Annotated in this window: 18 protein-coding genes and 2 pseudogenes; 4 read left to right on the forward strand and 16 right to left on the reverse strand. The window is 60.7% G+C overall.

Annotated elements, in window-relative coordinates; translation table 11 throughout:
* Positions 1 to 24 precede the first annotated feature (24 nt).
* Together AC0V2S_RS01160 and yrfG are read right to left on the reverse strand one after the other, a co-directional pair.
* Positions 25 to 912 carry a LysR family transcriptional regulator gene (locus tag AC0V2S_RS01160; RefSeq protein ID WP_475508138.1) on the reverse strand — a complete coding sequence of 296 codons (888 nt, stop codon included), beginning with the start codon at positions 910 to 912 and terminating at the stop codon, positions 25 to 27.
* A gap of 21 nt (positions 913 to 933) precedes the next feature.
* On the reverse strand, positions 934 to 1,599 hold the full coding sequence (yrfG, locus tag AC0V2S_RS01165; protein ID WP_475508139.1) for a GMP/IMP nucleotidase: 666 nt from the start codon (positions 1,597 to 1,599) through the stop codon (positions 934 to 936).
* A gap of 149 nt (positions 1,600 to 1,748) precedes the next feature.
* Here yrfG and nudE point away from each other — a divergent pair, with 149 nt between their 5' ends.
* Positions 1,749 to 2,327, forward strand: a complete 579-nt coding sequence (gene nudE, locus AC0V2S_RS01170) for an ADP compounds hydrolase NudE (protein ID WP_475508140.1) — start codon at positions 1,749 to 1,751, stop codon at positions 2,325 to 2,327.
* Positions 2,324 to 3,148, forward strand: a complete 825-nt coding sequence (cysQ, locus tag AC0V2S_RS01175; protein WP_475508141.1) for a 3'(2'),5'-bisphosphate nucleotidase CysQ — start codon at positions 2,324 to 2,326, stop codon at positions 3,146 to 3,148. The genes nudE and cysQ overlap by 4 nt, the downstream gene beginning before the upstream one ends.
* Before the next feature lie 117 nt (positions 3,149 to 3,265).
* Here cysQ and AC0V2S_RS01180 read toward each other — a convergent pair whose 3' ends face one another.
* The 14 genes and pseudogenes from AC0V2S_RS01180 to AC0V2S_RS01245 all read right to left on the reverse strand — a co-directional run bounded on the left by AC0V2S_RS01180 (position 3,266) and on the right by AC0V2S_RS01245 (position 20,424).
* Positions 3,266 to 5,170, reverse strand: a complete 1,905-nt coding sequence (locus AC0V2S_RS01180; protein ID WP_475508142.1) for a beta-ketoacyl synthase — start codon at positions 5,168 to 5,170, stop codon at positions 3,266 to 3,268.
* A 251-nt stretch (positions 5,171 to 5,421) separates the two neighbouring features.
* Complete coding sequence (arcC, locus tag AC0V2S_RS01185) at positions 5,422 to 6,351, reverse strand: carbamate kinase (RefSeq protein ID WP_475508143.1); 930 nt, start codon at positions 6,349 to 6,351, stop codon at positions 5,422 to 5,424.
* 66 nt (positions 6,352 to 6,417) lie between these two features.
* Positions 6,418 to 7,428: an ornithine carbamoyltransferase gene (locus AC0V2S_RS01190; RefSeq protein ID WP_475508144.1), complete on the reverse strand. Its 1,011-nt coding sequence runs from the start codon at positions 7,426 to 7,428 to the stop codon at positions 6,418 to 6,420.
* Between the two features lie 72 nt (positions 7,429 to 7,500).
* Complete coding sequence (gene arcA, locus AC0V2S_RS01195; protein ID WP_475508145.1) at positions 7,501 to 8,751, reverse strand: arginine deiminase; 1,251 nt, start codon at positions 8,749 to 8,751, stop codon at positions 7,501 to 7,503.
* 26 nt (positions 8,752 to 8,777) lie between these two features.
* Complete coding sequence (gene arcD / locus AC0V2S_RS01200) at positions 8,778 to 10,205, reverse strand: arginine-ornithine antiporter (protein ID WP_475508146.1); 1,428 nt, start codon at positions 10,203 to 10,205, stop codon at positions 8,778 to 8,780.
* Positions 10,206 to 10,604: 399 nt separating this feature from the next.
* Positions 10,605 to 11,975: a sigma-54-dependent transcriptional regulator gene (locus tag AC0V2S_RS01205; RefSeq protein ID WP_475508147.1), complete on the reverse strand. Its 1,371-nt coding sequence runs from the start codon at positions 11,973 to 11,975 to the stop codon at positions 10,605 to 10,607.
* Positions 11,972 to 13,782, reverse strand: a pseudogene (locus tag AC0V2S_RS01210) (sensor histidine kinase). The gene AC0V2S_RS01205 and the pseudogene AC0V2S_RS01210 overlap by 4 nt, the downstream one beginning before the upstream one ends.
* Positions 13,772 to 14,653: a dTDP-4-dehydrorhamnose reductase gene (rfbD, locus tag AC0V2S_RS01215; RefSeq protein WP_475508148.1), complete on the reverse strand. Its 882-nt coding sequence runs from the start codon at positions 14,651 to 14,653 to the stop codon at positions 13,772 to 13,774. The pseudogene AC0V2S_RS01210 and the gene rfbD overlap by 11 nt, the downstream one beginning before the upstream one ends.
* Positions 14,650 to 15,195 (reverse strand): dTDP-4-dehydrorhamnose 3,5-epimerase, encoded by a 546-nt coding sequence (gene rfbC, locus AC0V2S_RS01220; protein WP_475508149.1) that lies wholly within the window; start codon positions 15,193 to 15,195, stop codon positions 14,650 to 14,652. Before rfbC ends, rfbD begins: the two co-directional genes overlap by 4 nt.
* Positions 15,192 to 16,063 (reverse strand): annotated as a pseudogene (gene rfbA / locus AC0V2S_RS01225) (glucose-1-phosphate thymidylyltransferase RfbA). The gene rfbC and the pseudogene rfbA overlap by 4 nt, the downstream one beginning before the upstream one ends.
* Before the next feature lie 13 nt (positions 16,064 to 16,076).
* Positions 16,077 to 17,150, reverse strand: a complete 1,074-nt coding sequence (gene rfbB, locus AC0V2S_RS01230; RefSeq protein WP_475508150.1) for a dTDP-glucose 4,6-dehydratase — start codon at positions 17,148 to 17,150, stop codon at positions 16,077 to 16,079.
* Positions 17,151 to 17,280: 130 nt separating this feature from the next.
* On the reverse strand, positions 17,281 to 18,588 hold the full coding sequence (locus tag AC0V2S_RS01235) for a hypothetical protein (protein ID WP_475508151.1): 1,308 nt from the start codon (positions 18,586 to 18,588) through the stop codon (positions 17,281 to 17,283).
* 254 nt (positions 18,589 to 18,842) lie between these two features.
* Entirely contained in the window at positions 18,843 to 20,174 is a 1,332-nt protein-coding gene (gene trhP / locus AC0V2S_RS01240; RefSeq protein ID WP_475508152.1) for a prephenate-dependent tRNA uridine(34) hydroxylase TrhP, read from the reverse strand.
* Between the two features lie 70 nt (positions 20,175 to 20,244).
* A complete protein-coding gene (locus AC0V2S_RS01245) occupies positions 20,245 to 20,424 on the reverse strand; it encodes a hypothetical protein (protein WP_475508153.1) in 180 nt (59 codons plus the stop codon).
* A gap of 104 nt (positions 20,425 to 20,528) precedes the next feature.
* On the opposite strand from AC0V2S_RS01245, the gene AC0V2S_RS01250 reads away from it, so the two are divergent.
* Together AC0V2S_RS01250 and AC0V2S_RS01255 are read left to right on the forward strand one after the other, a co-directional pair.
* A complete protein-coding gene (locus AC0V2S_RS01250; RefSeq protein ID WP_475508154.1) occupies positions 20,529 to 20,765 on the forward strand; it encodes a hypothetical protein in 237 nt (78 codons plus the stop codon).
* Positions 20,762 to 20,911, forward strand: a complete 150-nt coding sequence (locus AC0V2S_RS01255) for a hypothetical protein (protein WP_475508155.1) — start codon at positions 20,762 to 20,764, stop codon at positions 20,909 to 20,911. Before AC0V2S_RS01250 ends, AC0V2S_RS01255 begins: the two co-directional genes overlap by 4 nt.
* Positions 20,912 to 20,943 lie beyond the last annotated feature (32 nt).

Consider the following 20,943-nt stretch of genomic DNA (forward strand, 5'->3'; position numbering starts at 1 on the left):
ATAGAGCGCGTCGATGATGGGTGGTCAGGATTCGAGCAGCATCGCGCCCGCTTCCTGAAAACACGCTTCGGCCAACGAAGAGCGTGGCGCGCTGCGGCGCATGATGAGGCCCAGCGGTGCGAGGGTCTGGGCGTCTTCGATGGGTTGCAGCTTGAGGTGTTTGGTCAGCATATCCAGGCCGCCATAGAGCGGCATGATCGCGCAGCACAAGCCGCCGTGAACGGCCTGTAAAAGCTGGTGTACCACGTCGGTTTCCAGCAGCGGCGAGGGCGTAAGGCCGCGGCTGCGGAAGTTGTGGTTGATGGATTGGCGAAAGTGCATGCCGCTGGAGAGCAGGCCCAGGGGCAGGTCGATCAGCGCTTCCCAAGTTAGTTCGGGGGCCTCGAAACGGAAGAAGCGTTGGTCATAGAGCAGGCCCATGCGGGTTTGCATCAGGTTGAGGCTGTCGAAGTGTTCGGCGTTCAGGCGGTCGAGGTACGACACGCCGAGGTCGAGCCGGTTGCTGGCCAACTGTTCGAGGATTTGCTCGGAGCTGAGCGCCGACAATTCAAAGCGCAGGCTCGGGTGTTGCTGGTGCAGGCGCTGCAGCAGGGGAACGGGGTCGTAGCTGGACAGCGGCACCACGCCCAGGCGCAAGGTGCCGATCAAACTGCCGCGGCAGGCGGCGGCTTCGGCGTTCAGGCCGTCATACGCGGCGATTACGCTGCGCGCCCAGGCCAGCACCCGTTCGCCGGATTCGGTAAAGCCTTCAAAGCGCTGGCCACGCAGTACCAGCGGCAGTTGCAGCTCTTCTTCAAGACTGCGTAGGCGCATCGACAAAGTCGGCTGGGTAACGTGGCAGCGCGCGGCCGCCTGGCCGAAGTGCCGGGTTTCATCGAGGGCGATGAGAAATTTCAGCTGCTTGATGTCCATCGCGACCTCCAGGTGGCGGGCTTAGAGCAGGCCGTCGATCAGCAGGCGGTAATCATCCACCGCCGGGAATTCTTCGGTGTCTTTCGGCCCTTTGCGGCTGTCGGGTTCGCGCACCGCGAGTAGCTGGGCCACGCCGTACTGCCGGGCACTGCGCAGAATCGGCAGGCTGTCGTCGATAAACAGGCTGCGCTCGGGCTCGAAAGCAAAGTCGTTTTGCAGAGCGGCCCAGAAGCGTTGGTCTTCTTTGGGATAACCATAGTCGTGGGAGCTGATCAGGCGGTCGAAGTAGGGCGCCAGTTCAATGCGCTCCATCTTCAACGACAGCGAGTCGCGGTGGGCGTTGGTGATCAGCACCACGCGCTTGCCCGCCTGGCGCAGGGCGACGAGGAATTTGTCGGCATCGGGCCGCAGGGAAATCAGATGGGCCACTTCCCGTTTCAGCTCGCGAATCGGCAGGTTCAGTTGCGCGGTCCAGAAGTCCGTGCAGTACCAATTCAACTGCCCGGCATGGTCGCGAAACAGCGGCAGCATTTGCGCATCGGCTTGCTCGCGGGTTACGCCATGCACCTCGGCAAAGCGCTGGGGCAGGTGCTCGAGCCAGAAGTGGTTGTCGAAATGCAGGTCCAGCAGGGTGCCGTCCATATCGAGCAAGACGGTATCAATGGTGGACCAGGGCAGTTGGGACATAACTAGGAGCTCTGCAGTAGGACGGGACGTTTTCACACACCCTGTAAGGGAAAAGGGTCGTGATTGAGTCGGCAGCCGCAATCTGGCGCGGCGATAATCCGAAAAGCCGCGTTATGATAACCCGCCAGGTCATGCCAAGGAGCCGTCCCATGCGTCAGAAACCCACCGTCCTTAACCGCGAAATAGTGGCAAGTAGCCGCCTGTTTCGCGTCGAGGAATTGCAGCTGCGCTTTACCAATGGCGTGGAGCGCACCTACGAACGGCTGGTGGGCAAGGGCGTTGGCTACGGCGCGGTAATGATTGTGGCGTTGGCGGATGACGACCATGTGCTGCTGGTGGAGGAATACTGCGCCGGCACCGACGACTATCAGCTGTCGTGCCCCAAGGGCCTGATCGAGCCGGGCGAAGACGTGCTGGATGCTGCCAACCGCGAACTCAAGGAAGAGGCGGGTTTTGGCGCACGCAAGCTGGAGCGTCTGACCGAACTGAGTTTGTCGCCCGGCTATATGAGCCAGGTGATTCAGGTGGTGCTGGCGCGTGACCTTTACCCGGAAACCTTGCCGGGCGACGAGCCCGAGCCGATGGGCGTCGAGCGGTTCAGCCTGCATGAGTTGTCGAGCCTGGCGCAGCATCCGCAATTCAGCGAAGGTCGCGCACTGGCCGCGCTGTACCTGGCGCGCGATGTGCTGACCCAACGCGGCGAATTCAACCCGGCGCCGCGTTCATGAGTTATTTGCCTTTGATGGAACGCGTGGTCGCCCTGGCCCGTGAGGCCGGCGCGGCGATTCTGCCGTACTGGCGCAGCGGCGTTGCCGTCACTGCCAAGGCCGATGATTCGCCTGTGACGGCCGCTGACCTGGCGGCTCACCATATTCTGCTGGCCGGGCTTACCGCGCTGGACCCAAGCATTCCCGTGTTATCCGAAGAAGCCGCCGATATCCCGTTCAGCGAGCGCGCCCAGTGGACGCGCTGGTGGGTGGTCGACCCGCTGGATGGCACCAAGGAATTTATCAGCGGCAGCGACGAGTTCACTGTCAACGTGGCGCTGGTGGAGAACGGCAAGGTGCTGTTCGGGGTGGTCGGTATGCCGACTACCGGGCGCTATTTCTACGGCGGCGCCGGCATTGGCGCGTGGCGCTGTGATGCCCATGGCGAGCCGCAGGCCGTAACGGTGCGCAATGCGCCGGAGCAGGCGTTTACCGTGGTGGCCAGCCGGCGCCATTCCAGCCCTGAGCAAGAGCAATTGCTCGCAGGGTTGACGGTGCTGTTCGGTGATTTGCAGTTGGCCAGCGTGGGCAGTTCGTTGAAGTTTTGCCTGTTGGCCGAAGGCGCTGCCGATTGCTACCCGCGCCTGGCGCCGACCTCGCAGTGGGACACCGCCGCCGCACAGGGCGTGCTGGAAGGCGCCGGTGGTGAGGTGCTGGATATTCAGGGTGAGGTGCTTACGTATGAAGCGCGTGAGTCGTTCCTGAATCCTTTCTTTTTGGCGTTGCCGGCGGGTGCTAGCTGGCGTGGCGAGTTGTTGCGGTTGGCGAAAGGGTTGAGCTGAGGTTGGCGTGCTGACTCCACATTCTGGATCCCCGCCTGCGCGGGGATGACGGTGTCTCTATTAAAACCTCCGTCGTTTCCGCGAAAGCGGGAACCCAGGCGCGGTGATCTATATCCCCTACAACATGTCCTTGAACCGCTCATCCTTCTTAAACACCAGCGGCTGACTAAAGCCCGGAATACGCATCTGCTCGGCCGTGATTTCAATGGCCTGGTCTTCGATCATGTCCTGGCCGAAGTTGTAGATGATGTCGAGCTGGCCATTTAGCGCGCGCTGGTTGTAAGCCTCGGCGCTGGCGCGGGTCGTTTCGCGGCGGCGGACGTAGTCGGCAAATGCCGCGTCGCCATGGCGTTTTTTCAGCATGCGCTCGGCCACATGGGGCGCGAGGATCACGCCGCTGGCGTTGTTGCCGCCAAAGCCTTTGGAGTTGATAAAGCACACGTCCAGATGTTCAGCGCCCACGTTGCGGTCTTGCGTGGCGATGGCCAGGTGTTGCTGGTGCACGTCTGGGGCCACGGCGTCGATGGTTTTGATGCCGGGAATCACGCCGTATTTGAAGGTGCCCAGGGCCGAAATCAGTTGGTCGCCGCTGGCGGTGGCCAGGGAGTGGCCGACAAAAGCTTTTACGGCGGTGACCGGCCAGCTGTCGATCTTGAAGGCGGCGGCCACACGGTCGAGCAATTCGGATTCGGTTACGCGGTTGGCCGGGGTGCTGGAGCCGTGGGCGTGGATAAAACTGCGCTTTTGCACGCCTTCCAGGCCAACGATCTGTACGGCGCTGGCCACGGCTTTGGCCACGGTCAGGTAGTTGCCCGGGCCGGGTGCGGAGATGGATTTCTTGAAACCGTCGGCGTTGATAAACACATCGGCCACGGCGCCGTGGATATCAGCACCGAGTTCCAGTGCCAGCTCGTCATCCATCAGCACGATGTACTGCGCGGACTCGGCCAGGGTGAACCCACAGTTCTCGCCAAACGGGCGGCTGGCGCGGCGGAAGTCCACATCGTCGCGGCCCTCGATCAGGCGCAGGCCCTCTTCGGTGGCCAGCGCACCCATGGCGCTATAACCCTCGATGCATTCGGACAGAATCGGGGCTTCGCTGTTGCCGACAATGGCCACGCGCACCTGGCCGGCGGCGATGACGTCGATGGCTTTTTGCAGGTTGTAGAGGAAGGTCGCACAGGCGCCGGTCACGCTGCCGGTGGTGCCGACGCTGCCCAGCACATAGGCGTTGATAAAGTCGGTGGGCATGCTGTTAAAGCCCAGCGGCAGCTGCTTGGCCGACACGCGATTGCCCTTGAGGCGCGACTGCATCAGGCCGCCAAAACCGTTCTCGTCGAGTTGGCTCATGATGCTGCCGGAGAACACCGCTACTTCATCGGGCTGCACGTGGCTGACGATGGTCTGCCACTCAAGGCCGGTGGAGCGCAGGGCGTCGGTGGCGGCCACGACGGACATCTGCAAACCGCGCGGATGAAAGCGCGAGTTGTACAGCTCGCTCGGTTCAAAACCGGAGGGCAGCTGGCCGGCGGACTTCACGCTCAGGGCGCGCAGGCTGTCGACTTTGAACTCGCAGCTGCCGTGGATGGTGACGTGTACCTGGTTGCCGTCGAGGGCTTCCACGGCCCAGTTGGCCGGCAGCGGCTCGGGCAGTTGTTTGCGCTGGGTGGTGAAGGTTAGCGGCTGAGTGGTGCTGGTTTCGACTTCGAGGTTCTTTTGCCAGTGCACGGCATCGGGGTCGAGGTGCTGCTTTTCGATGCGGCGTACCAGGGTGGATTGCAGAATCTGCGGGGCGAAGCGTTGTTCGATTTCAGTGGCGTTCAGGGTGTTGCCGGCGGTGTCCTGATAAGTGCCGTCTACCCGACTGATCAGTTTCATCATGATCGCCAGGCCCACCAGGGTTTCCTGGCGCGCTGCGGCGTCCATCGATTCGATGACGGTGCGGCGGAAACCATGGTGAAAAGAGCTGCGGCCGGCGGCGTTGTAGCCACCAAACCCAACGATGACGGGTAATCGAGACATCTAGCGCATGCTCCTGAAAAATACTTGGCCAATAGTCGATCACTAAAAATGATGAAGAGCGGCCCGCTAAGTGGGCTCGCGTGATCGAGAGACTATGCTGACGCGAGTTGTGACTTGTGAGTCACTGTCGACGGCAAGGTTGTTGGCCGTCAAGGCTGCTCGTCTGGCTGTAAGGAGTTGCTGGAGGAGGTGTAAGGGAAAGCGGGGAAACCGTCATTCCCGCGTGGGCGGCAATGACGGTTGTGGTGCGGTTAGCGGTAAACGATTTCTTTGCTAGCGGTAGAAACCCGGGTGCCGGCCTTACCTTGCACAATGGCTTCGATATCGGCCAATGAACCGATCACGGCAACCTTGCCGGTATTGCGGGCGAACTCGCAGGCGGCTTGCACTTTCGGCCCCATGGAACCAGCGGCAAAACCGAGGCGTTCCAATTCATCAGGATGGGCTTCGGCGATGGCTTTCTGGGTGGGCTTGCCCCAATCGATATAGGTGGCGGCCACGTCGGTGGCGATCACCAGCAGGTCGGACTCCAGTTGCTCGGCCAACAGCGCCGAACACAGGTCTTTGTCGATTACCGCTTCCACGCCTTCCAACTTGCCGGCGGCGTTGTAGCGGGTCGGAATACCACCACCTCCGGCGCAGATGACGATGGTGCCGTGGTCCAGCAGCCATTTGACTGGGCGGATTTCAAAGATCTGTTTGGGCCGTGGGCTGGCTACGACGCGACGGAATTTGTCGCCGTCTGGCGCGATGCTCCAGCCTTTTTCTGCGGCCAGACGTTCTGCGTCTTCTTTGGAATAGACCGGGCCGATGGGCTTGGTTGGGTTACTGAAGGCGGGGTCGTTGGCGTCCACTTCCACTTGGGTCAGCAAGGTGGCGAACGGCACTTCGAAGGGCAGCAGGTTGCCCAGTTCCTGTTCGATCATATAGCCGATCATGCCTTCGGTTTCAGCACCGAGCACGTCCAGCGGGTAAGGGTTTACCGAGGTATAAGCGGCGGCTTGCAGGGCCAGCAAGCCCACTTGTGGGCCATTGCCATGGGCGATGACCAGTTGGTTGCCGGGAGCGATTTTGGCGATCTGTTCGGTGGCGATGCGGACGTTTTCCCGTTGGTTATCCGCAGTCATGGGTTCGCCACGGCGCAGCAGGGCGTTACCACCCAGAGCGACGACAATGCGCATGAGCGTTCTCCTGAAAAAATATAGAGGTGGCGACGTGGCAACCGGTGGCTGCCACGCCGCGAGTGGTTAGATGTCGGCCATGGCCGCGACGAGGATCGCCTTGATGGTGTGCATGCGGTTTTCCGCTTGCTCGAAGGCGATGTTGGCGGGCGATTCGAATACGTCTTCAGTCACTTCCACGCCATTGGCCAGGTGTGGATAACGGCTGGCGATGTCTTTGCCGACCTTGGTTTCGCTGTTATGGAACGCCGGCAGGCAGTGCATGAATTTCACCCGTGGGTTGCCCGAGGCTTTCATCATCTCGGTGTTCACCTGGTAGGGCAGCAGTTGCTTGATGCGTTCGTCCCAGGCTTCGACGGGTTCACCCATGGAAACCCAGACGTCGGTGTGGATAAAGTCCACGCCTTTAACCGCTTCTTTCGGGTCTTCGGTAAGGGTGATGCGCGCGCCGCTTTCCTCGGCAAAGCCTTGGCATTCCTTGACGAATTCCGGGCTTGGCCAAAGGGCTTTCGGCGCGCCGATGCGCACGTCCATGCCCAGCTTGGCGCCGATCATCAGCAACGAATTACCCATGTTGTAACGGGCGTCGCCGAGGTAGGCGTAGCTGATGTCATGCAGCGGTTTGTCGCTGTGCTCGCGCATGGTCAGCACGTCGGCAATCATCTGGGTGGGGTGGAACTCAGCGGTTAGGCCGTTGAATACCGGCACACCGGCGAACTGGGCCAGCTCTTCGACGATTTCCTGGCCATAGCCGCGGTATTCGATGGCATCGAACATCCGGCCCAGAACGCGAGCGGTGTCCTTCATGCTTTCTTTGTGGCCGATCTGCGAAGAAGACGGGTCGATGTAGGTAACGCTGGCACCTTGGTCATACGCCGCTACTTCGAACGCGCAGCGGGTGCGGGTGGAGGTTTTTTCGAAAATCAGCGCGATGTTTTTGCGCTTCAGGTGTTGTTGCTCGGTGCCGGTGTATTTGGCGCGTTTGAGGTCGCGGGAAAGGTCGAGCAGAAAACGTAGTTCGCGCTGAGTGTGGTGCATCAGGCTGAGTACGTTGCGGTTGTGCATGTTGAACGCCATTTTTCAAACTCCTGCAAAAAGATTCGGTAGTGCGGCGTTGCCCAGGCGGCAACGCCAATTCAATACGAAGACTCAGTAGTCGATAGGGTCGCGAATGATTGGGCAGGTCATGCAGTGGCCGCCGCCACGGCCACGGCCCAGTTCGCCGGCGCTGATGGTGATCACCTCGACGCCAGCTTTGCGCAGCAGGGTGTTGGTGTAGGTGTTGCGGTCATAGCCGACGACCACGCCGGGCTCGAGCGCCACCACGTTGTTGCCGTCATCCCACTGTTCGCGTTCGGCCTCGAACGAGTTGCCGCCGGTGGGTACTACGCGCAGTTCTTTGAGCTTCAGCGCGTCTGCCACCACGTTGATGAAGTGTTTGTCTTCGCGGCGTACATCGAGGCCGTCCGGACGATTGCCGTCGGGGCGAATGCTGAAGGGCACGATGGCATCCACGGCTTCGGCAAAGACGGTGACCAGGTCGCGGTCGCAGAAGCTGAACACGGTGTCCAGGTGCATGGCGGCGCGCGATTTGGGCAAGCCGGCAACGATTACGCGTTCGGCTGCGTTGTTGGCGAACAGCGATTGCGCCAGCTGGCCGATGGCCTGGTGGGTGGTGCGTTCACCCATGCCCACCAGCACCACGCCATTGCCGATCGGCATAACGTCGCCGCCTTCGAGCGAAGCTGCGCCGTGGTCTTGGTCGGGGTCGCCGTACCAGACCTTGAAGTCGGCGTTGACGAAGTCCGGGTGGAATTTGTAGATGGCAGTTACCAGCAGGGTTTCCTGACGTCGAGCCGGCCAGTACATAGGGTTGAGGCTCACGCCGCCGTAGATCCAGCAGGTGTTGTCACGGGTAAATTGAGTGTTGGGCAGCGGCGGCAGAATAAAGCTCGAGCCGCCCAGGTAGCCGCGGAACATTTCAATGGCTTTGCCACCGAAACTGTCGGGCAGATCGCTGCCCGATACGCCGCCGATCAGGTATTGAGCCAGCGCGCGGGGTTCAAGGCTTTCGAGCCAGGAGCGCAGTTCATTCACCAGGCCCAGGCCAACGTGGTTGGCGGTTACCTTGCGGTCGAGAATCCAGTTGCGGGCTTCGGGAATAGCGACGGTTTCGGTCAGCAGGTTGTGCATTTCCACAACCTCGACGCCGCGCTCACGCATTTTGGTCACGAAGTCGAAGTGGTCGCGTTTGGCCTGGCTCACCCAGAGCACATCGTCAAACAGCAGTTCATCGCAGTTGCTTGGGGTCAAACGTTGGTGCGCCAGGCCTGGGGAGCAAACCATCACTTTGTGTAGTTTTCCCGCTTCGGAATGGACGCCGAGTTTCACCTTGGACATGGCAGTTCTCCTTTCAGAATCAAATGTTAGAGCGTCAGGAAGCCGTCATAGAGCCCGTAGGCCGCTATCAGGGCGCCGATAACCACCAGGGCGAAAATGCCTTTTTCGATCTGGGTAAAAATGGGTTGGCCGATTTCGCGTTTGGCCTTGGCGAACAGGATCACGCCGGGGGCGTACAGGAGCGCGGAGAGCAGCAGGTATTTGGTGCCGCCGGCATAGATCAGCCACACGGCGTAGATGGTCGCCACTACGGCGATGGCCATGTCTTTCTTGCGTTCCTTGATGGCGTTTTCGTAGGTCTCACTGCGTGCAACCAGCAACAGGGCATACGCCGCCGACCACAGGTAAGGCACCAGAATCATCGAGGTGGCGAGGTAGATCAGCGACAGGTAGGTGCTGGCTGAGAACAGGGTGATGATGAGGAAGATCTGCACCATCGCATTGGTTAGCCACAGGGCGTTGACCGGGGCGTGGTTGGCGTTTTCCTTGCGCAGGAAGGCCGGCATGGTGTGGTCGTTGGCGGCGGCAAAGAGAATCTCTGCGCACAGCAGCACCCAGGACAGCAAGGCACCGAGCAGGGAAATGATCAGACCGACGCTGATCAGCACCGCGCCCCAGTGACCCACGACGTGCTCCAGCACGGCAGCCATTGATGGGTTCTGCAGTTTGGCCAATTCAGGCTGAGTCATGATGCCCAGCGAAAGCACGTTCACCAGCACCAGAATCAGCAGCACGCTGATAAAGCCGATGATGGTGGCCTTGCCGACATCTGAACGTTTTTCAGCGCGGGCGGAGAAGATGCTTGCGCCTTCAATACCGATAAACACCCAGACGGTGACCAGCATCATGTTGCGCACCTGGTTCATCACGCTGCCCAGATCAGGGTTTTTCAGGCCCCAGATATCGGCGGTGAAGATGTCCAGTTTGAAGGCGAAGAAGGCAATCAGGATAAACAGCAGCAGCGGCACGATTTTGGCGACGGTGGTCACCAGGTTGATAAACGCCGCCTCTTTCACGCCGCGAAGTACCAGGAAGTGCACGGCCCAGAGCAGGACCGAAGCGCCAATGATGGCCGCGGGCGTATTGCCCTCGCCGAAAACCGGAAAGAAATAACCGAGGGTGCTGAACAGCAACACGAAGTAGCCGACGTTGCCGAGCCAGGCGCTGATCCAGTAACCCCAGGCTGAAGAGAAGCCCATGTAGTCGCCGAAGCCGGCTTTGGCGTAGGCGTAAACACCGCCGTCGAGATTGGGTTTGCGATTGGCCAGGGTCTGGAATACGAACGCCAAGGTGAGCATACCGACCGCGGTGATGGCCCAGCCAATCAACACCGCACCGACATCGGCACTGGCTGCCATGTTCTGCGGCAGGGAGAAAATCCCGCCACCAATCATGGAACCGACAACAAGCGCCACCAGGGCACCTAATCGAAGTTTTTGAGTGGAGTCAGACATAGCAGTTGTCCATGTAGAAAAGTTACAGGTATCTACGCACTCGGGGAGGCGTAGATGGCTGACCTAAATCAAGAGCTGACTAACTGTCCGTGTAAGGCGTTTCTTGCTTCTACGTAGTTCAAAGGCTGCGGGTGGACTGGACACGCTCGAGACGTCATACCCAGCGGTTGAACGCACCGCTCAGGCGTCGCCAAGTCAAAGCTAGACGGGATTCTCTATTGCGCAAGGACGGGGGTTTGCAGGCGTTGAGGCTGGCGAATAGCCATGGTTCTGGATAGTGCTAGGGCGCGAGGTTGCTAATTTCGAATGGGTATAACGGGAGAATTAAAGCGGGAGGGTTTGTAGGACGAGTAATTCATTAAGCAATTACTCGTCCTAAGTTTGAGTCAGGTTTATTAGTTATTCGGTGTCGTCCTGAGTCGCACTTAAACCGTGTTTACGAAGTTTGTCGTGTAGGGTTTTTCGCGGTAGACCCAGGGCTTCGGCGAGGCTGCGCAGCGAGTTGTGCGGCCGGGCAAGTTCAGCGGCAATAAGTGCGCGCTCGAAGGCTTCCACCTGTTCACTCAGCCCGCCGGAGGTCGCCACGGTGGGCATGTGCGCCACGCTTCCCTCCAGCGACAACTCCAGCCCGAGGGCGAAGCGTTCCGCCGCGTTTTGCAGTTCACGCACATTGCCCGGCCAGGTGTGGCACAGCAGGGTGGCGCGCTGCCCCGCTTGCAGTTCGCGCGCCGGCAAATGGTGGCGCGCGCTGGCGGCTTCGGCAAAGTGTTGAAACAACATCAGCGCATCTTCGTTGCGTTCACGCAGCGGCGGGATGCGCAGCGGGGCAACGTTCAGACGGTAATAAAGGTCGGCCCGAAAACGGCCTTGGTCGGCGCTGTGGCGCAGGTCTTCCTTACTCGCGGCGATCACCCGGATATCCAGCGGAATCAGTTGATTGCCACCCAACCGTTCCACCACCCGTTCCTGCAACAGCCGCAGCAGCTTGACCTGCACTTCCAGGCTCATGCTTTCTATTTCATCGAGAAACAGCGTGCCGCCATTGGCGAATTCGAACTTGCCGATCCGCCGCTTCTGCGCCCCGGTGAACGCGCCTGGCTCGTGGCCGAACAACTCGCTTTCCACCACCGATTCGGCCAGTGCGCCGGCGTTGATAGCGACAAACGGCCCGTTACGCCGAGCGGACAAGTCGTGCAGCGCCCGCGCCACCACCTCTTTACCGGTACCGGTTTCGCCGAGAATGAGCACGTCGGCATTGATCGCTGCCAGGGCGCCGATCTGCTCGCGCAGCCGCAACATGCTTGGCGACTGGCCGACCAGACGCCCCGACAATTCCTGACGGTCAGCCAGGGCCAGCCGCAGGCTTCGGTTGTCCAGCACCAGGCGGCGCACGGCCAGGGCTCGGCGTACGCTCACAAGCAGGTCTTCGCTGGCGAAAGGTTTTTCCAGAAAGTCATAGGCGCCGGCACGCATGGCCTGCACGGCAAGCGGCACATCGCCATGGCCGGTGATCAACAGCACCGGCAGATCGCTGTCGTGTTCATGCAACTGCGCCAGCAGCTCCAGGCCATCGACGCCTGGCATACGAATATCGCTGACCACCACGCCTGGCCAATCACGGCCGATATTGCCAGCCAGGCCCTTGGCGCTGGCCAGGCTGCACACGTTCAGACCGGCGAGGTCCAGGGTCTGGCTCAATGCTTGGCGCAGGTGGGGGTCGTCATCGATCAGCAGCACCTGGGCACGGCTATCGAATGCGTTATCGCTCATGCGCTGAGGTCCTCGGAGGGTTGTGGTTAACGCCGGGAGCGGCAGCAAGCAGATGCAGCGTTAGCACCGCGCCGCCACCCGGATGGTTGGCCAGGTGCAGTTCGCCGCCCAGGGCGCGCATCAGGGTTTCGCAAATCGCCAGGCCCAAACCCAGGCCCTGAGCGCTTGTTTTGGTCGTGAAAAATGGCTCACGGGCGCGCTTGAGGGCGTCGGCGGAGAAACCCGGACCGTTGTCGCGGATGCTCAAGTGCACGCCGTGTTCATCGCTGATGGTGCTGAGCCAGATACGTCGCGGCGGGGCTTTTTCCACCAACGCATCGAGGGCATTGGCCAGCACATTGCCGAGCACCTGGCGCAGGCGGGTTTCGCCGGCTTGCACCCACAGGGTGGCGTCGGGCAAGTCGCGGATCAGTTCCACCTCCATCGCCCGGCGCCGCTTGGCCAGCAGCGCCAGGGCGTCGTCCAGCGCCGGTTGCAGGGCCACGCTTTCCGGGGCATGGCGGTCGCGGCGGGCGAAGGCGCGCAGGTGGGCGATGATGGAGGACATGCGTCCGGTCAGCTCGCCAATCAGTTTGAGGTTGCCGCGGGCGTCGTCGGTGCGCTCATGGTCTAGCAACACGCTGGCGTTTTCGGCGTAGCTGCGAATCGCCGCCAGGGGCTGATTGAGTTCGTGGCTGATGCTCGCCGACATGGTGCCCAGCGCCGACAGCTTGCCGGCCTGCACCAGTTCGTCCTGGGCGCGCAGCAATTCCTGCTGGGCGTGCTCGCGCTCCAGCACTTCATTTTTCAGGCGGGTGTTGAGGGTTTCCAGGTCGCGAGTACGGTCGAGCACGCGGATTTCGAGCTCGCGGCGCGCCCGGGCGTCGATGGCGATGCGCTCCAGATAATGACGGCGCCGCTGCATCATCAAGCCCAGCAACAGAATCAGCACCAGCAAGGTGGCGCCACCCACCGCCACCGCCGTTTGCACCGGCCGGGCAACCTGTTCGGCCGGCGCCAGAATGTTCACCGTCCAACCGGTTTCCGCCAGGCTGCGACTTTGCACAATCCAGGCGTTTTTCCTGAGCTTGAGCATCTGCGGCTCAAGGGTGGGGTAGGGTTTGTTGGCGGCGATTTCACGACGTTCCTGTTCGCTCAATTCGCGGGTGGCGCGAAAACGCCATTCAGCGCGCGAGGTGAGGATGACCACGCCGTTGCTGTCGGTCACCAGCAATTGCTCGGGGGTTTTGCCCCACAGGGTTTCGGTGGTGTCGAGGTCGACCTTGACCACCAGCGCGCCAATCACCGTGTCGCCTTCCTTTACCGCCGAGGCAAAGTAGTAGCCGCGCTTTCCCGAGGTGGTACCCAGGCCGAAAAAGCGCCCCAGGTGCCCGGTGACGGCTTCGCGGTAGTAAGGCCGGAAGGCGAAGTTGCGCCCGACAAAGCTATCCGTCTGCCGCCAATTGGAGGCCGCCAACGTCGTGCCGGCGGCATCCATCAGGTAGATGGAGTCGGCGCCGGTTTGTCCGCGTACGTCTTCAAGAAGCTGGTTGGCGTGCACCTGCGCGTCGAGGTTCTGCGGATGCGCCAGCACCCCGCGCAAGGCCGGCAGGTCACCGAGAATCGGCGGCAGCACTTCATAGCGGCGCAGACTGCCCAACAGGTTAGCGACGTACAGGTCGAGGGTCTGGCGATTCTGCTCGGTCAACTCGCTGCTGTAATAGCGCTCGGCAAGCTGCTGAAGCGGCCACAGCAGGGGTGCCAGCAAGGCCGCCAGCAGCAACAGGCTGCGCCAGCGTGGGCGGCGTAGCGGGCTGTCAGTGGGCATCGCGCAGGCAGTCGGCAAGCGCCGCTTGCCACTCGGGCAGACGCACATTCCATGCTGCTTGCACACGCGAACAGTCCAGTCGCGAATTGAGTGGGCGTTGTGCTGGCGTCGGGTACTCGCTGCTGGCGATTGCCACCACACGGGCGCACGGTTTGCCTGCAGTTTTCAGGTGCTCACCGATGGCACTGGCAAAGCCGAACCAGGAGGTTTCGCCCAGTCCGGTCAGGTGGTACACGCCCCATGGACCTGGTGTACCGGTCTGCCATTGCTCGATCAGCGCCCGCGTAGTGCTTGCGATGGTGCCAGCCCAGGTCGGCGCACCGATCTGATCACCGACCACGCGCAGCTCGTCGCGCTCTTGCAGCAGGCGCTGCATGGTCAGCAAAAAGTTGCGGCCATACAGCGAGTACACCCAACTGGTGCGCAGAATCAGGTACTGACCGCCGACGGCAGCAATGGCCTGTTCACCGGCGAGCTTGCTCTTACCGTAAACCCCCAGCGGCCGCGTTTGATCATCTTCTTGATAGGGCACGCTTTTGCTGCCATCGAACACATAGTCGGTGGAGTAATGAATCAGCGGCACGCCCAGAGCCTTGGCCTCTTCGGCCAGCACGCCGGGGGCAATGGCGTTGATGGCGAAGGCTGGCTCGGGTTCGCTTTCTGCCTGATCTACAGCGGTGTAAGCCGCCGCATTGATGATCAGGTTGGGGCGCAAGCTGCGCACCTGCGCGCGTACGGCCTCGCTGTCGGCCAGGTCCAGTTCCGCACGGCCCAGGCACACGAGTTCGCCAAGGCCCTGCAGGCTGGCGAGCAAGGCCTGAGCCACTTGGCCATTGCGGCCGGTAATCAGAATTTTCAGTGGCGCTGTCATGGAAACAATTCCGCGTCCTTGAACAGTGTGCCGGCTTGGTCTTTGCCGGATAACTGCGGTGCCGCGTCGAGCTGCCAGTCGATGGCCAGCGTCGGGTCATCCCAGCGGATGCAGCGCTCGTAAGCCGGGGCATAGTAGTCGGTGGTTTTATAGAGAAATTCGGCTGTTTCGCTAAGCACGACAAAGCCATGGGCGTAGCCGGCTGGAATCCAGAGCTGGCGCTTGTTTTCTGCCGACAGGCGCACCGCCACCCACTGGCCAAACGTAGGTGAACTGCGGCGAATATCGACGGCAATATCCAGCACTTCACCCGCCGTAACGCGAACCAGTTTTCCCTGGGGTTGCTGAATCTGGTAGTGAAGACCACGCAATACGCCACGCTGCGAGCGCGAGTGGTTGTCCTGGACAAACTGGCAGTCGATGCCCGTCGCGGCCTGGAATGCCTGGGCATTGAAGCTTTCATAAAAGAAGCCACGCTCATCGCCGAACACCTTGGGCTCGATGATCAGGACGTCCGGCAACTCGCTAGGGATTACCTTCACACCTGCTCTCCTGCCAACCGATAGAGGTACTGGCCATAACCTGTTTTACCGAACGCCTTGGCTTGCACGAGCAATTGTTCGCGATCGATCCAGCCGTTCTGAAAGGCGATCTCTTCCAGGCACGCCACTTTCAAACCCTGGCGGTGTTCGATGGTTTGCACGTATTGCGAGGCTTCCAACAGGCTGTCGTGGGTGCCGGTGTCCAGCCAGGCAAAGCCACGGCCAAAACGTTCCACGCGCAAGGCGCCGCGCTGCAAGTAGGCGTTGTTGACGTCGGTGATTTCCAGCTCGCCGCGTTGCGAAGGTTTCACCGCCTTGGCGATCTTCACCACGTCGTTGTCGTAGAAATACAACCCGGTGACGGCGTAGCTGGATTTCGGCTTGGCGGGCTTTTCCTCGATCGACACGGCATTGCCCGCGGCGTCGTACTCGACTACACCAAAGCGCTCCGGGTCTTTCACCCAATAACCGAAGACGGTAGCGCCGCTGGTGTGGCTAGCCGCACGCTCCAACTGCTCGGTGAAGTGCTGACCGTGGAAGATGTTGTCTCCGAGGATCAGGCACACCGAGTCGTCGCCAATGAAATCTTCGCCAATCAGAAATGCCTGCGCTAAACCATCGGGCGAGGGTTGCACGGCATAGCTGAAGTTGACCCCGAACTGGCTGCCATCGCCGAGCATTTTTTCGAAGTGCGGCAAATCGTGCGGCGTGGAAATCAGCAGAATGTCTTTGATGCCGGCCAGCATCAGTACCGAGATGGGGTAATACACCATCGGCTTGTCGTAGATCGGCAGCAGCTGCTTGGACACCGCCAGCGTGATGGGGTGCAAGCGGGTGCCGGAGCCCCGGCCAGAATGATTCCTTTCATAACGTGTGACTCCTCATAGCGGCGTCTTTGCTGCGCCGAGACGTTCGCGTTGGTAGCTGCCGTCTTGAACATGGCGGCACCAGTCGAGATTGTTCAGGTACCACTGCACGGTCTTGCGCAGGCCGGTGGTAAAGGTTTCTTGCGGAACCCAGCCTAGCTCGCGTTCGATCTTGCTGGCGTCGATGGCGTAGCGCAGGTCGTGGCCGGGGCGGTCTTTGACGAAGGTAATCAGTTGGTCATAGCGCTCGACGCCAGCCGGTTTGTTCGGCGCCAGTTCTTCCAGTAACGCGCAGATACTGCGCACCACGTCGATATTCTGCTGCTCGTTATGGCCGCCAATATTGTAGGTCTCGCCCACCTTGCCGGCGGTCACCACCTTGAGCAGCGCGCGGGCGTGGTCTTCGACAAACAGCCAGTCACGGATTTGCGCGCCGTTGCCATACACCGGCAGCGGCTTGCCTTCCAATGCGTTGAGAATCACCAGCGGAATGAGTTTTTCCGGGAAGTGATACGGGCCGTAGTTGTTCGAGCAGTTGGTGATCAGTACCGGCAGGTTGTAGGTGCGCTGCCAGGCACGAACCAGGTGATCGGACGCTGCCTTGCTGGCCGAGTAAGGCGAGCTGGGGGCGTAGGGCGTCGTTTCGGTAAACAGGTCATCGACGCCGTGCAGGTCGCCGTACACCTCGTCGGTGGAAATATGATGGAAACGAAACGCTTGCTTGGCGGCGTCCGGCAGGCCCTGCCAATAGCTGCGCGTGGCCTCGAGCAGCGCATAGGTGCCGACGATATTGGTCTGGATAAACGCCGAGGGGCCATCGATGGAGCGGTCGACGTGGGACTCGGCGGCCAGGTGCATTATTGCCTCGGGCTGAAACTCGTCGAGCAACGCGCGTACCTGCGGCTGGTCGGCGATGTCCAGTTGGGCGAAGCGATAGCGCGGGTTGGCGGCGACGCTGGCGAGGGATTCGAGGTTGCCGGCGTAGGTCAGTTTGTCGAGGTTAAGCACCTGGTGCTCGGTGTGTTGCAGAAGATGGCGTATCAGGGCCGAGCCAATAAAGCCCGCACCGCCAGTAATCAGAATTCGCATGCCAGATGGCCTTGTCGGTTTACAGGCGCATAGCTTGTCGGCAGCTCCTGGAAGAAGCAAGCCTGATGGCCATGGACCCGTTGGCAAAACGCCGCCACACGAGGTACAGCGGCGTTTTGTTCGACGCCTTTTACTGAGCTTTTTTGGCCGCTGCGGCAGCAGCAGAAGCCTTGGCGGCGGCTTTGGCGGTTACATTCGAGGCCGGCACCTGAATGATGATCGGGTGGTCGGTGACACTGACGCGAACCGAATTGACGTTGCGCAGCGTCTGGATCGGGTCAGTGCCTATCAGCGGGTCATATACATTCACCGTGGTCTGCACCTCGCCAAGCCCCACCGTCACCAGCGTCGACGGGCCCGGGAACACATCCGGCTCAGCCCACACCACGATATTGGTTTCGGTGTTGCTCTTGATCAGCGCCAAGCTGTTGCCCGTGGCGGGCATGCTGCCGGTGGAGTACTGCAAGATCTTCAGCGGTTCGAACGTCCGCGCATCAGGAGCATTGTCGGCCAGAATCAGGTTCATGTTTCGTACTGCCGTGGCCGTTGGCGTTGGCAGATTGCCGGCCTTGGAGAAGAGGCCGTAGCCGTCGCCTTCATCCATCAGCTGATACGCGTAGGTACGGTAGATGTTGTTGTAGGCCGCGCTGACATAAATATTCAACAGATAAGCAGCACTCTGCGCGGAGCTGGTCTTCGGCGTTTGATAACCGGTTTCGGTGTACACCGCCTGGCCCAGCCCGCCTTTAGTGTTGCCCAGCGCCGTGGGCCGTTTCAGCCAGCGAGCAGGAGGTTTGCCGGCTAGCGGGTAGGGGTGCTGATTGTTGAAGTCAGCCAGGCCGGGGGTAACCGCAGGGTCCGGCCCTTTGGGAATGCCGCCGGCGTTATAACCGGTGAAGTAGAACACCTTGGCGTTCTGCAATACCGGATGGGCCTTGGTTTGTTTATACAGCTCAGCCTGATAGGCCAGTGCTGCGGGCAAGTCCTTGCTGTTGTCCACGCCCCAGACCAAACGGAAGTTGTTGATCTCGTTCGGCCCTTCGACCGCCAGGGTGGAACCCGGTACCGCCGCTTCGACTTTCGCCACATTGCTGAGGAACGTGGAGATGGTCGTCGGCGTACGGGTGCCACCTACCGCACTGATGTAGTTCCACTTGATGCCGGCTTTGGCCAGCGCCGTGTAGTAGCTGTAAGGCGGGTTGCCCCAGAACGGGTTCAGGCTGTCACGGGCATTGGTGATGCCCAGGTAATTCATGTTGGCGATGACCAGAGGCATTTTCGAATAGTTGGAAGAGCCCTGGCTTACGTGCACGTTGATGCCTTGCGAATCGATAAAATCTGCCGCTCGCATCAAGGCTGCCGCCTGCGTCACCTGCATTGAACATGCCCCTGCACCGAGCAGAAGCAGCAGGGTTGTAGTGCTGATGAACTTTTTCACGGTCTACCCCCTTTTCAACGAATTCCAGGAACAGTATTAAAAACGCTAGTCGGCACGAATGGCCCTGTCGAAACCCTAGTCGCAAAGCGCCACGCTATCTGCTGAACGGCGCGTTTTAGACGTCTTTTGCAATAAGTTCTATTGCAAAAAATTGCCTGAACTTCGTGACCGTTTCAGCACCGAGACACCCATGCGCTTGGACTTGCAATGAAGCGGCCAAAGAGCGGAGCCAGGCGTCAGATTCTGACGAGCTGTCAGTTGCTGGTGTCAGCGTCGAGGAAACGCATCAGCAGGCCGTAGCGGTTATCGGCAATCGGCGGCAGGGGAACATACAGCACATGGCCGTCACCGGGGGCGACGGTCACGGCAATGCCCGCCTGGTTTTCGAGGCCGGTGAGGACCCAGGTGTGATTGCCCTGCGGGGTCATCAGTTCCAGACGATCACCCACGGCAAAGCGATTTTTTACCCGCACCTCAGCCAGCTCGCCGCGCCATTGCCCGGTTAGTTCACCGACAAACTGCTGGCGCTCGGCGCGCGAGTTACCGTGCTGATAATTCTGATAGTCCTCATGCACATGGCGACGCAAGAAGCCCTCGGTGTAGCCGCGGTTGGCCAGCGACTCCAGGTCGCGCAGCAGCTGCGGTGCAAAGGGTTTGCCTGCCACGGCATCATCAATTGCGCGGCGATACACCTGGGCAGTACGCGCTACATAGAAGTGACTTTTGGTCCGCCCCTCGATCTTCAGCGAATGCACGCCCATCTGCACCAGGCGTTCAACATGCTGCACCGCGCGCAGGTCTTTGGAATTCATGATGTAGGTGCCGTGTTCGTCCTCGAAGGCCTCCATGAGTTCGCCGGGACGGCTGTCGTCCTCCAGCAAAAACAAACGTTCGGTGCTGGGGCCCTGGCCAAGGGTGGGCGCGCATTGGCGAACGATTTCGCCTAATTCATTCTCCTGGCCATCGTGAGCCTGGTACTGCCAGCGACACGCGTTGGTGCAAGTGCCCTGGTTTGGATCGCGGCGATTGATATAGCCAGATAACAGGCAGCGCCCCGAATACGCCATGCACAGCGCGCCATGCACAAACACCTCAAGCTCCATCTGCGGCACGTTGTGACGGATTTCGTCGATCTCCTCCAGCGACAACTCGCGCGACAGAATCACCCGGCTCAACCCCTGCTGTTGCCAGAACTTCACGCTGGCCCAGTTCACCGCATTGGCCTGTACCGACAGGTGAATCGGTATCGCCGGAAAATGCTCGCGTACCAGCATGATCAAGCCGGGGTCGGACATGATCAACGCATCCGGCGCCATGGCCACCACCGGCGCCAGGTCCTTGAGAAAGGTACGCAGCTTGGCGTTATGCGGCGCGATATTCACCACCACGTAAAAGCGTTTGCCCTGTGCATGGGCCTCGGCAATGCCCAGGGCCAGGTTGGCGTGATCGAACTCGTTGTTGCGCACCCGCAGGCTGTAACGCGGCTGGCCGGCGTACACCGCGTCGGCGCCATAGGCAAAGGCAAAGCGCATGGCTTTCAAGGTGCCGGCGGGGCATAGCAATTCAGGAGCAAGAGGACGGGACATGGAGAATCGCCTGGCTGATTTGGGGCGCGCGATTCTAGGGAGCGAGTGAGGGCGGGGTATTGATATGGGTCTATACCCTCGGCCCTAAGTACAAGTGCTTGAGGTCGTGTTTGACCACCGCATCGACCACCAGGGTGGTGGCTTTGCCGAGCAGCCCGGTGCCGTTCATATGTTCGGCGAGCATCTTCGGGAATGAGGCGATGGCGTCGGCTTGCAGGTGGGTTTCCGGTCGCCATAGGCCGGCTTCCACTGCGCTGGGCAGCGCGGCCTTAAGTAAAGCGCTACAGGGGTCGCCTTCTAGCAGGGAATGCCGGCATCTGCGCTGGCGCCTACGAATAGCCGAGAAGCGCAGCTATGCGATTTATCTCCGTCCTGATCCTGTTTGCGCTGGTGTGCGCGGTCAGCAGTGGCATTACCGTCCTGGCTATGCGCCCGGAAGAGTTGCCAAAAGTCGCGGCCGCCGAACCGCTGAACGCGCCGCCCGGTTTTGTCACCACGCGAACGTCCGGTGGCAAAGGCATTTTTTATCAGCGCCAAGACATCGCCCAGCTACCCGCCAGCCCGGCAAGGCCGCATTTCCCAAAGCCATGAGCCTGAGCGAACAAGCCAAATGCCGGCTGTCCATGGCTCAGGACCGCTCCAGCCATGACCCAGAGAGGGTCAAGGTGATGGATGCGTACTGTGAGCAGCTGTTGGAGCAGGAAAGCGGCCGCGTCGCTGGGCGGCAGGTCGAATAGACGCTGTCATAAGCCTGGGCATAGTGAGCGGG

The sequence above is a fragment of the Pseudomonas sp. CC11G genome, from assembly GCF_056174845.1.

Excerpts from the sequence above, each read along its gene's own strand:
- AC0V2S_RS01160 (WP_475508138.1), bottom strand. The coding sequence starts at position 912 with ATGGACATCAAGCAGCTGAAATTTCTCATCGCCCTCGATGAAACCCGG.
- yrfG (WP_475508139.1), bottom strand. The coding sequence starts at position 1,599 with ATGTCCCAACTGCCCTGGTCCACCATTGATACCGTCTTGCTCGATATG.
- nudE (WP_475508140.1), top strand. The coding sequence starts at position 1,749 with ATGCGTCAGAAACCCACCGTCCTTAACCGCGAAATAGTGGCAAGTAGC.
- cysQ (WP_475508141.1), top strand. The coding sequence starts at position 2,324 with ATGAGTTATTTGCCTTTGATGGAACGCGTGGTCGCCCTGGCCCGTGAG.
- AC0V2S_RS01180 (WP_475508142.1), bottom strand. The coding sequence starts at position 5,170 with ATGTCTCGATTACCCGTCATCGTTGGGTTTGGTGGCTACAACGCCGCC.
- arcC (WP_475508143.1), bottom strand. The coding sequence starts at position 6,351 with ATGCGCATTGTCGTCGCTCTGGGTGGTAACGCCCTGCTGCGCCGTGGC.
- AC0V2S_RS01190 (WP_475508144.1), bottom strand. The coding sequence starts at position 7,428 with ATGGCGTTCAACATGCACAACCGCAACGTACTCAGCCTGATGCACCAC.
- arcA (WP_475508145.1), bottom strand. The coding sequence starts at position 8,751 with ATGTCCAAGGTGAAACTCGGCGTCCATTCCGAAGCGGGAAAACTACAC.
- arcD (WP_475508146.1), bottom strand. The coding sequence starts at position 10,205 with ATGTCTGACTCCACTCAAAAACTTCGATTAGGTGCCCTGGTGGCGCTT.
- AC0V2S_RS01205 (WP_475508147.1), bottom strand. The coding sequence starts at position 11,975 with ATGAGCGATAACGCATTCGATAGCCGTGCCCAGGTGCTGCTGATCGAT.
- rfbD (WP_475508148.1), bottom strand. The coding sequence starts at position 14,653 with ATGACAGCGCCACTGAAAATTCTGATTACCGGCCGCAATGGCCAAGTG.
- rfbB (WP_475508150.1), bottom strand. The coding sequence starts at position 17,150 with ATGCGAATTCTGATTACTGGCGGTGCGGGCTTTATTGGCTCGGCCCTG.
- trhP (WP_475508152.1), bottom strand. The coding sequence starts at position 20,174 with ATGTCCCGTCCTCTTGCTCCTGAATTGCTATGCCCCGCCGGCACCTTG.
- AC0V2S_RS01250 (WP_475508154.1), top strand. The coding sequence starts at position 20,529 with ATGCGATTTATCTCCGTCCTGATCCTGTTTGCGCTGGTGTGCGCGGTC.
- AC0V2S_RS01255 (WP_475508155.1), top strand. The coding sequence starts at position 20,762 with ATGAGCCTGAGCGAACAAGCCAAATGCCGGCTGTCCATGGCTCAGGAC.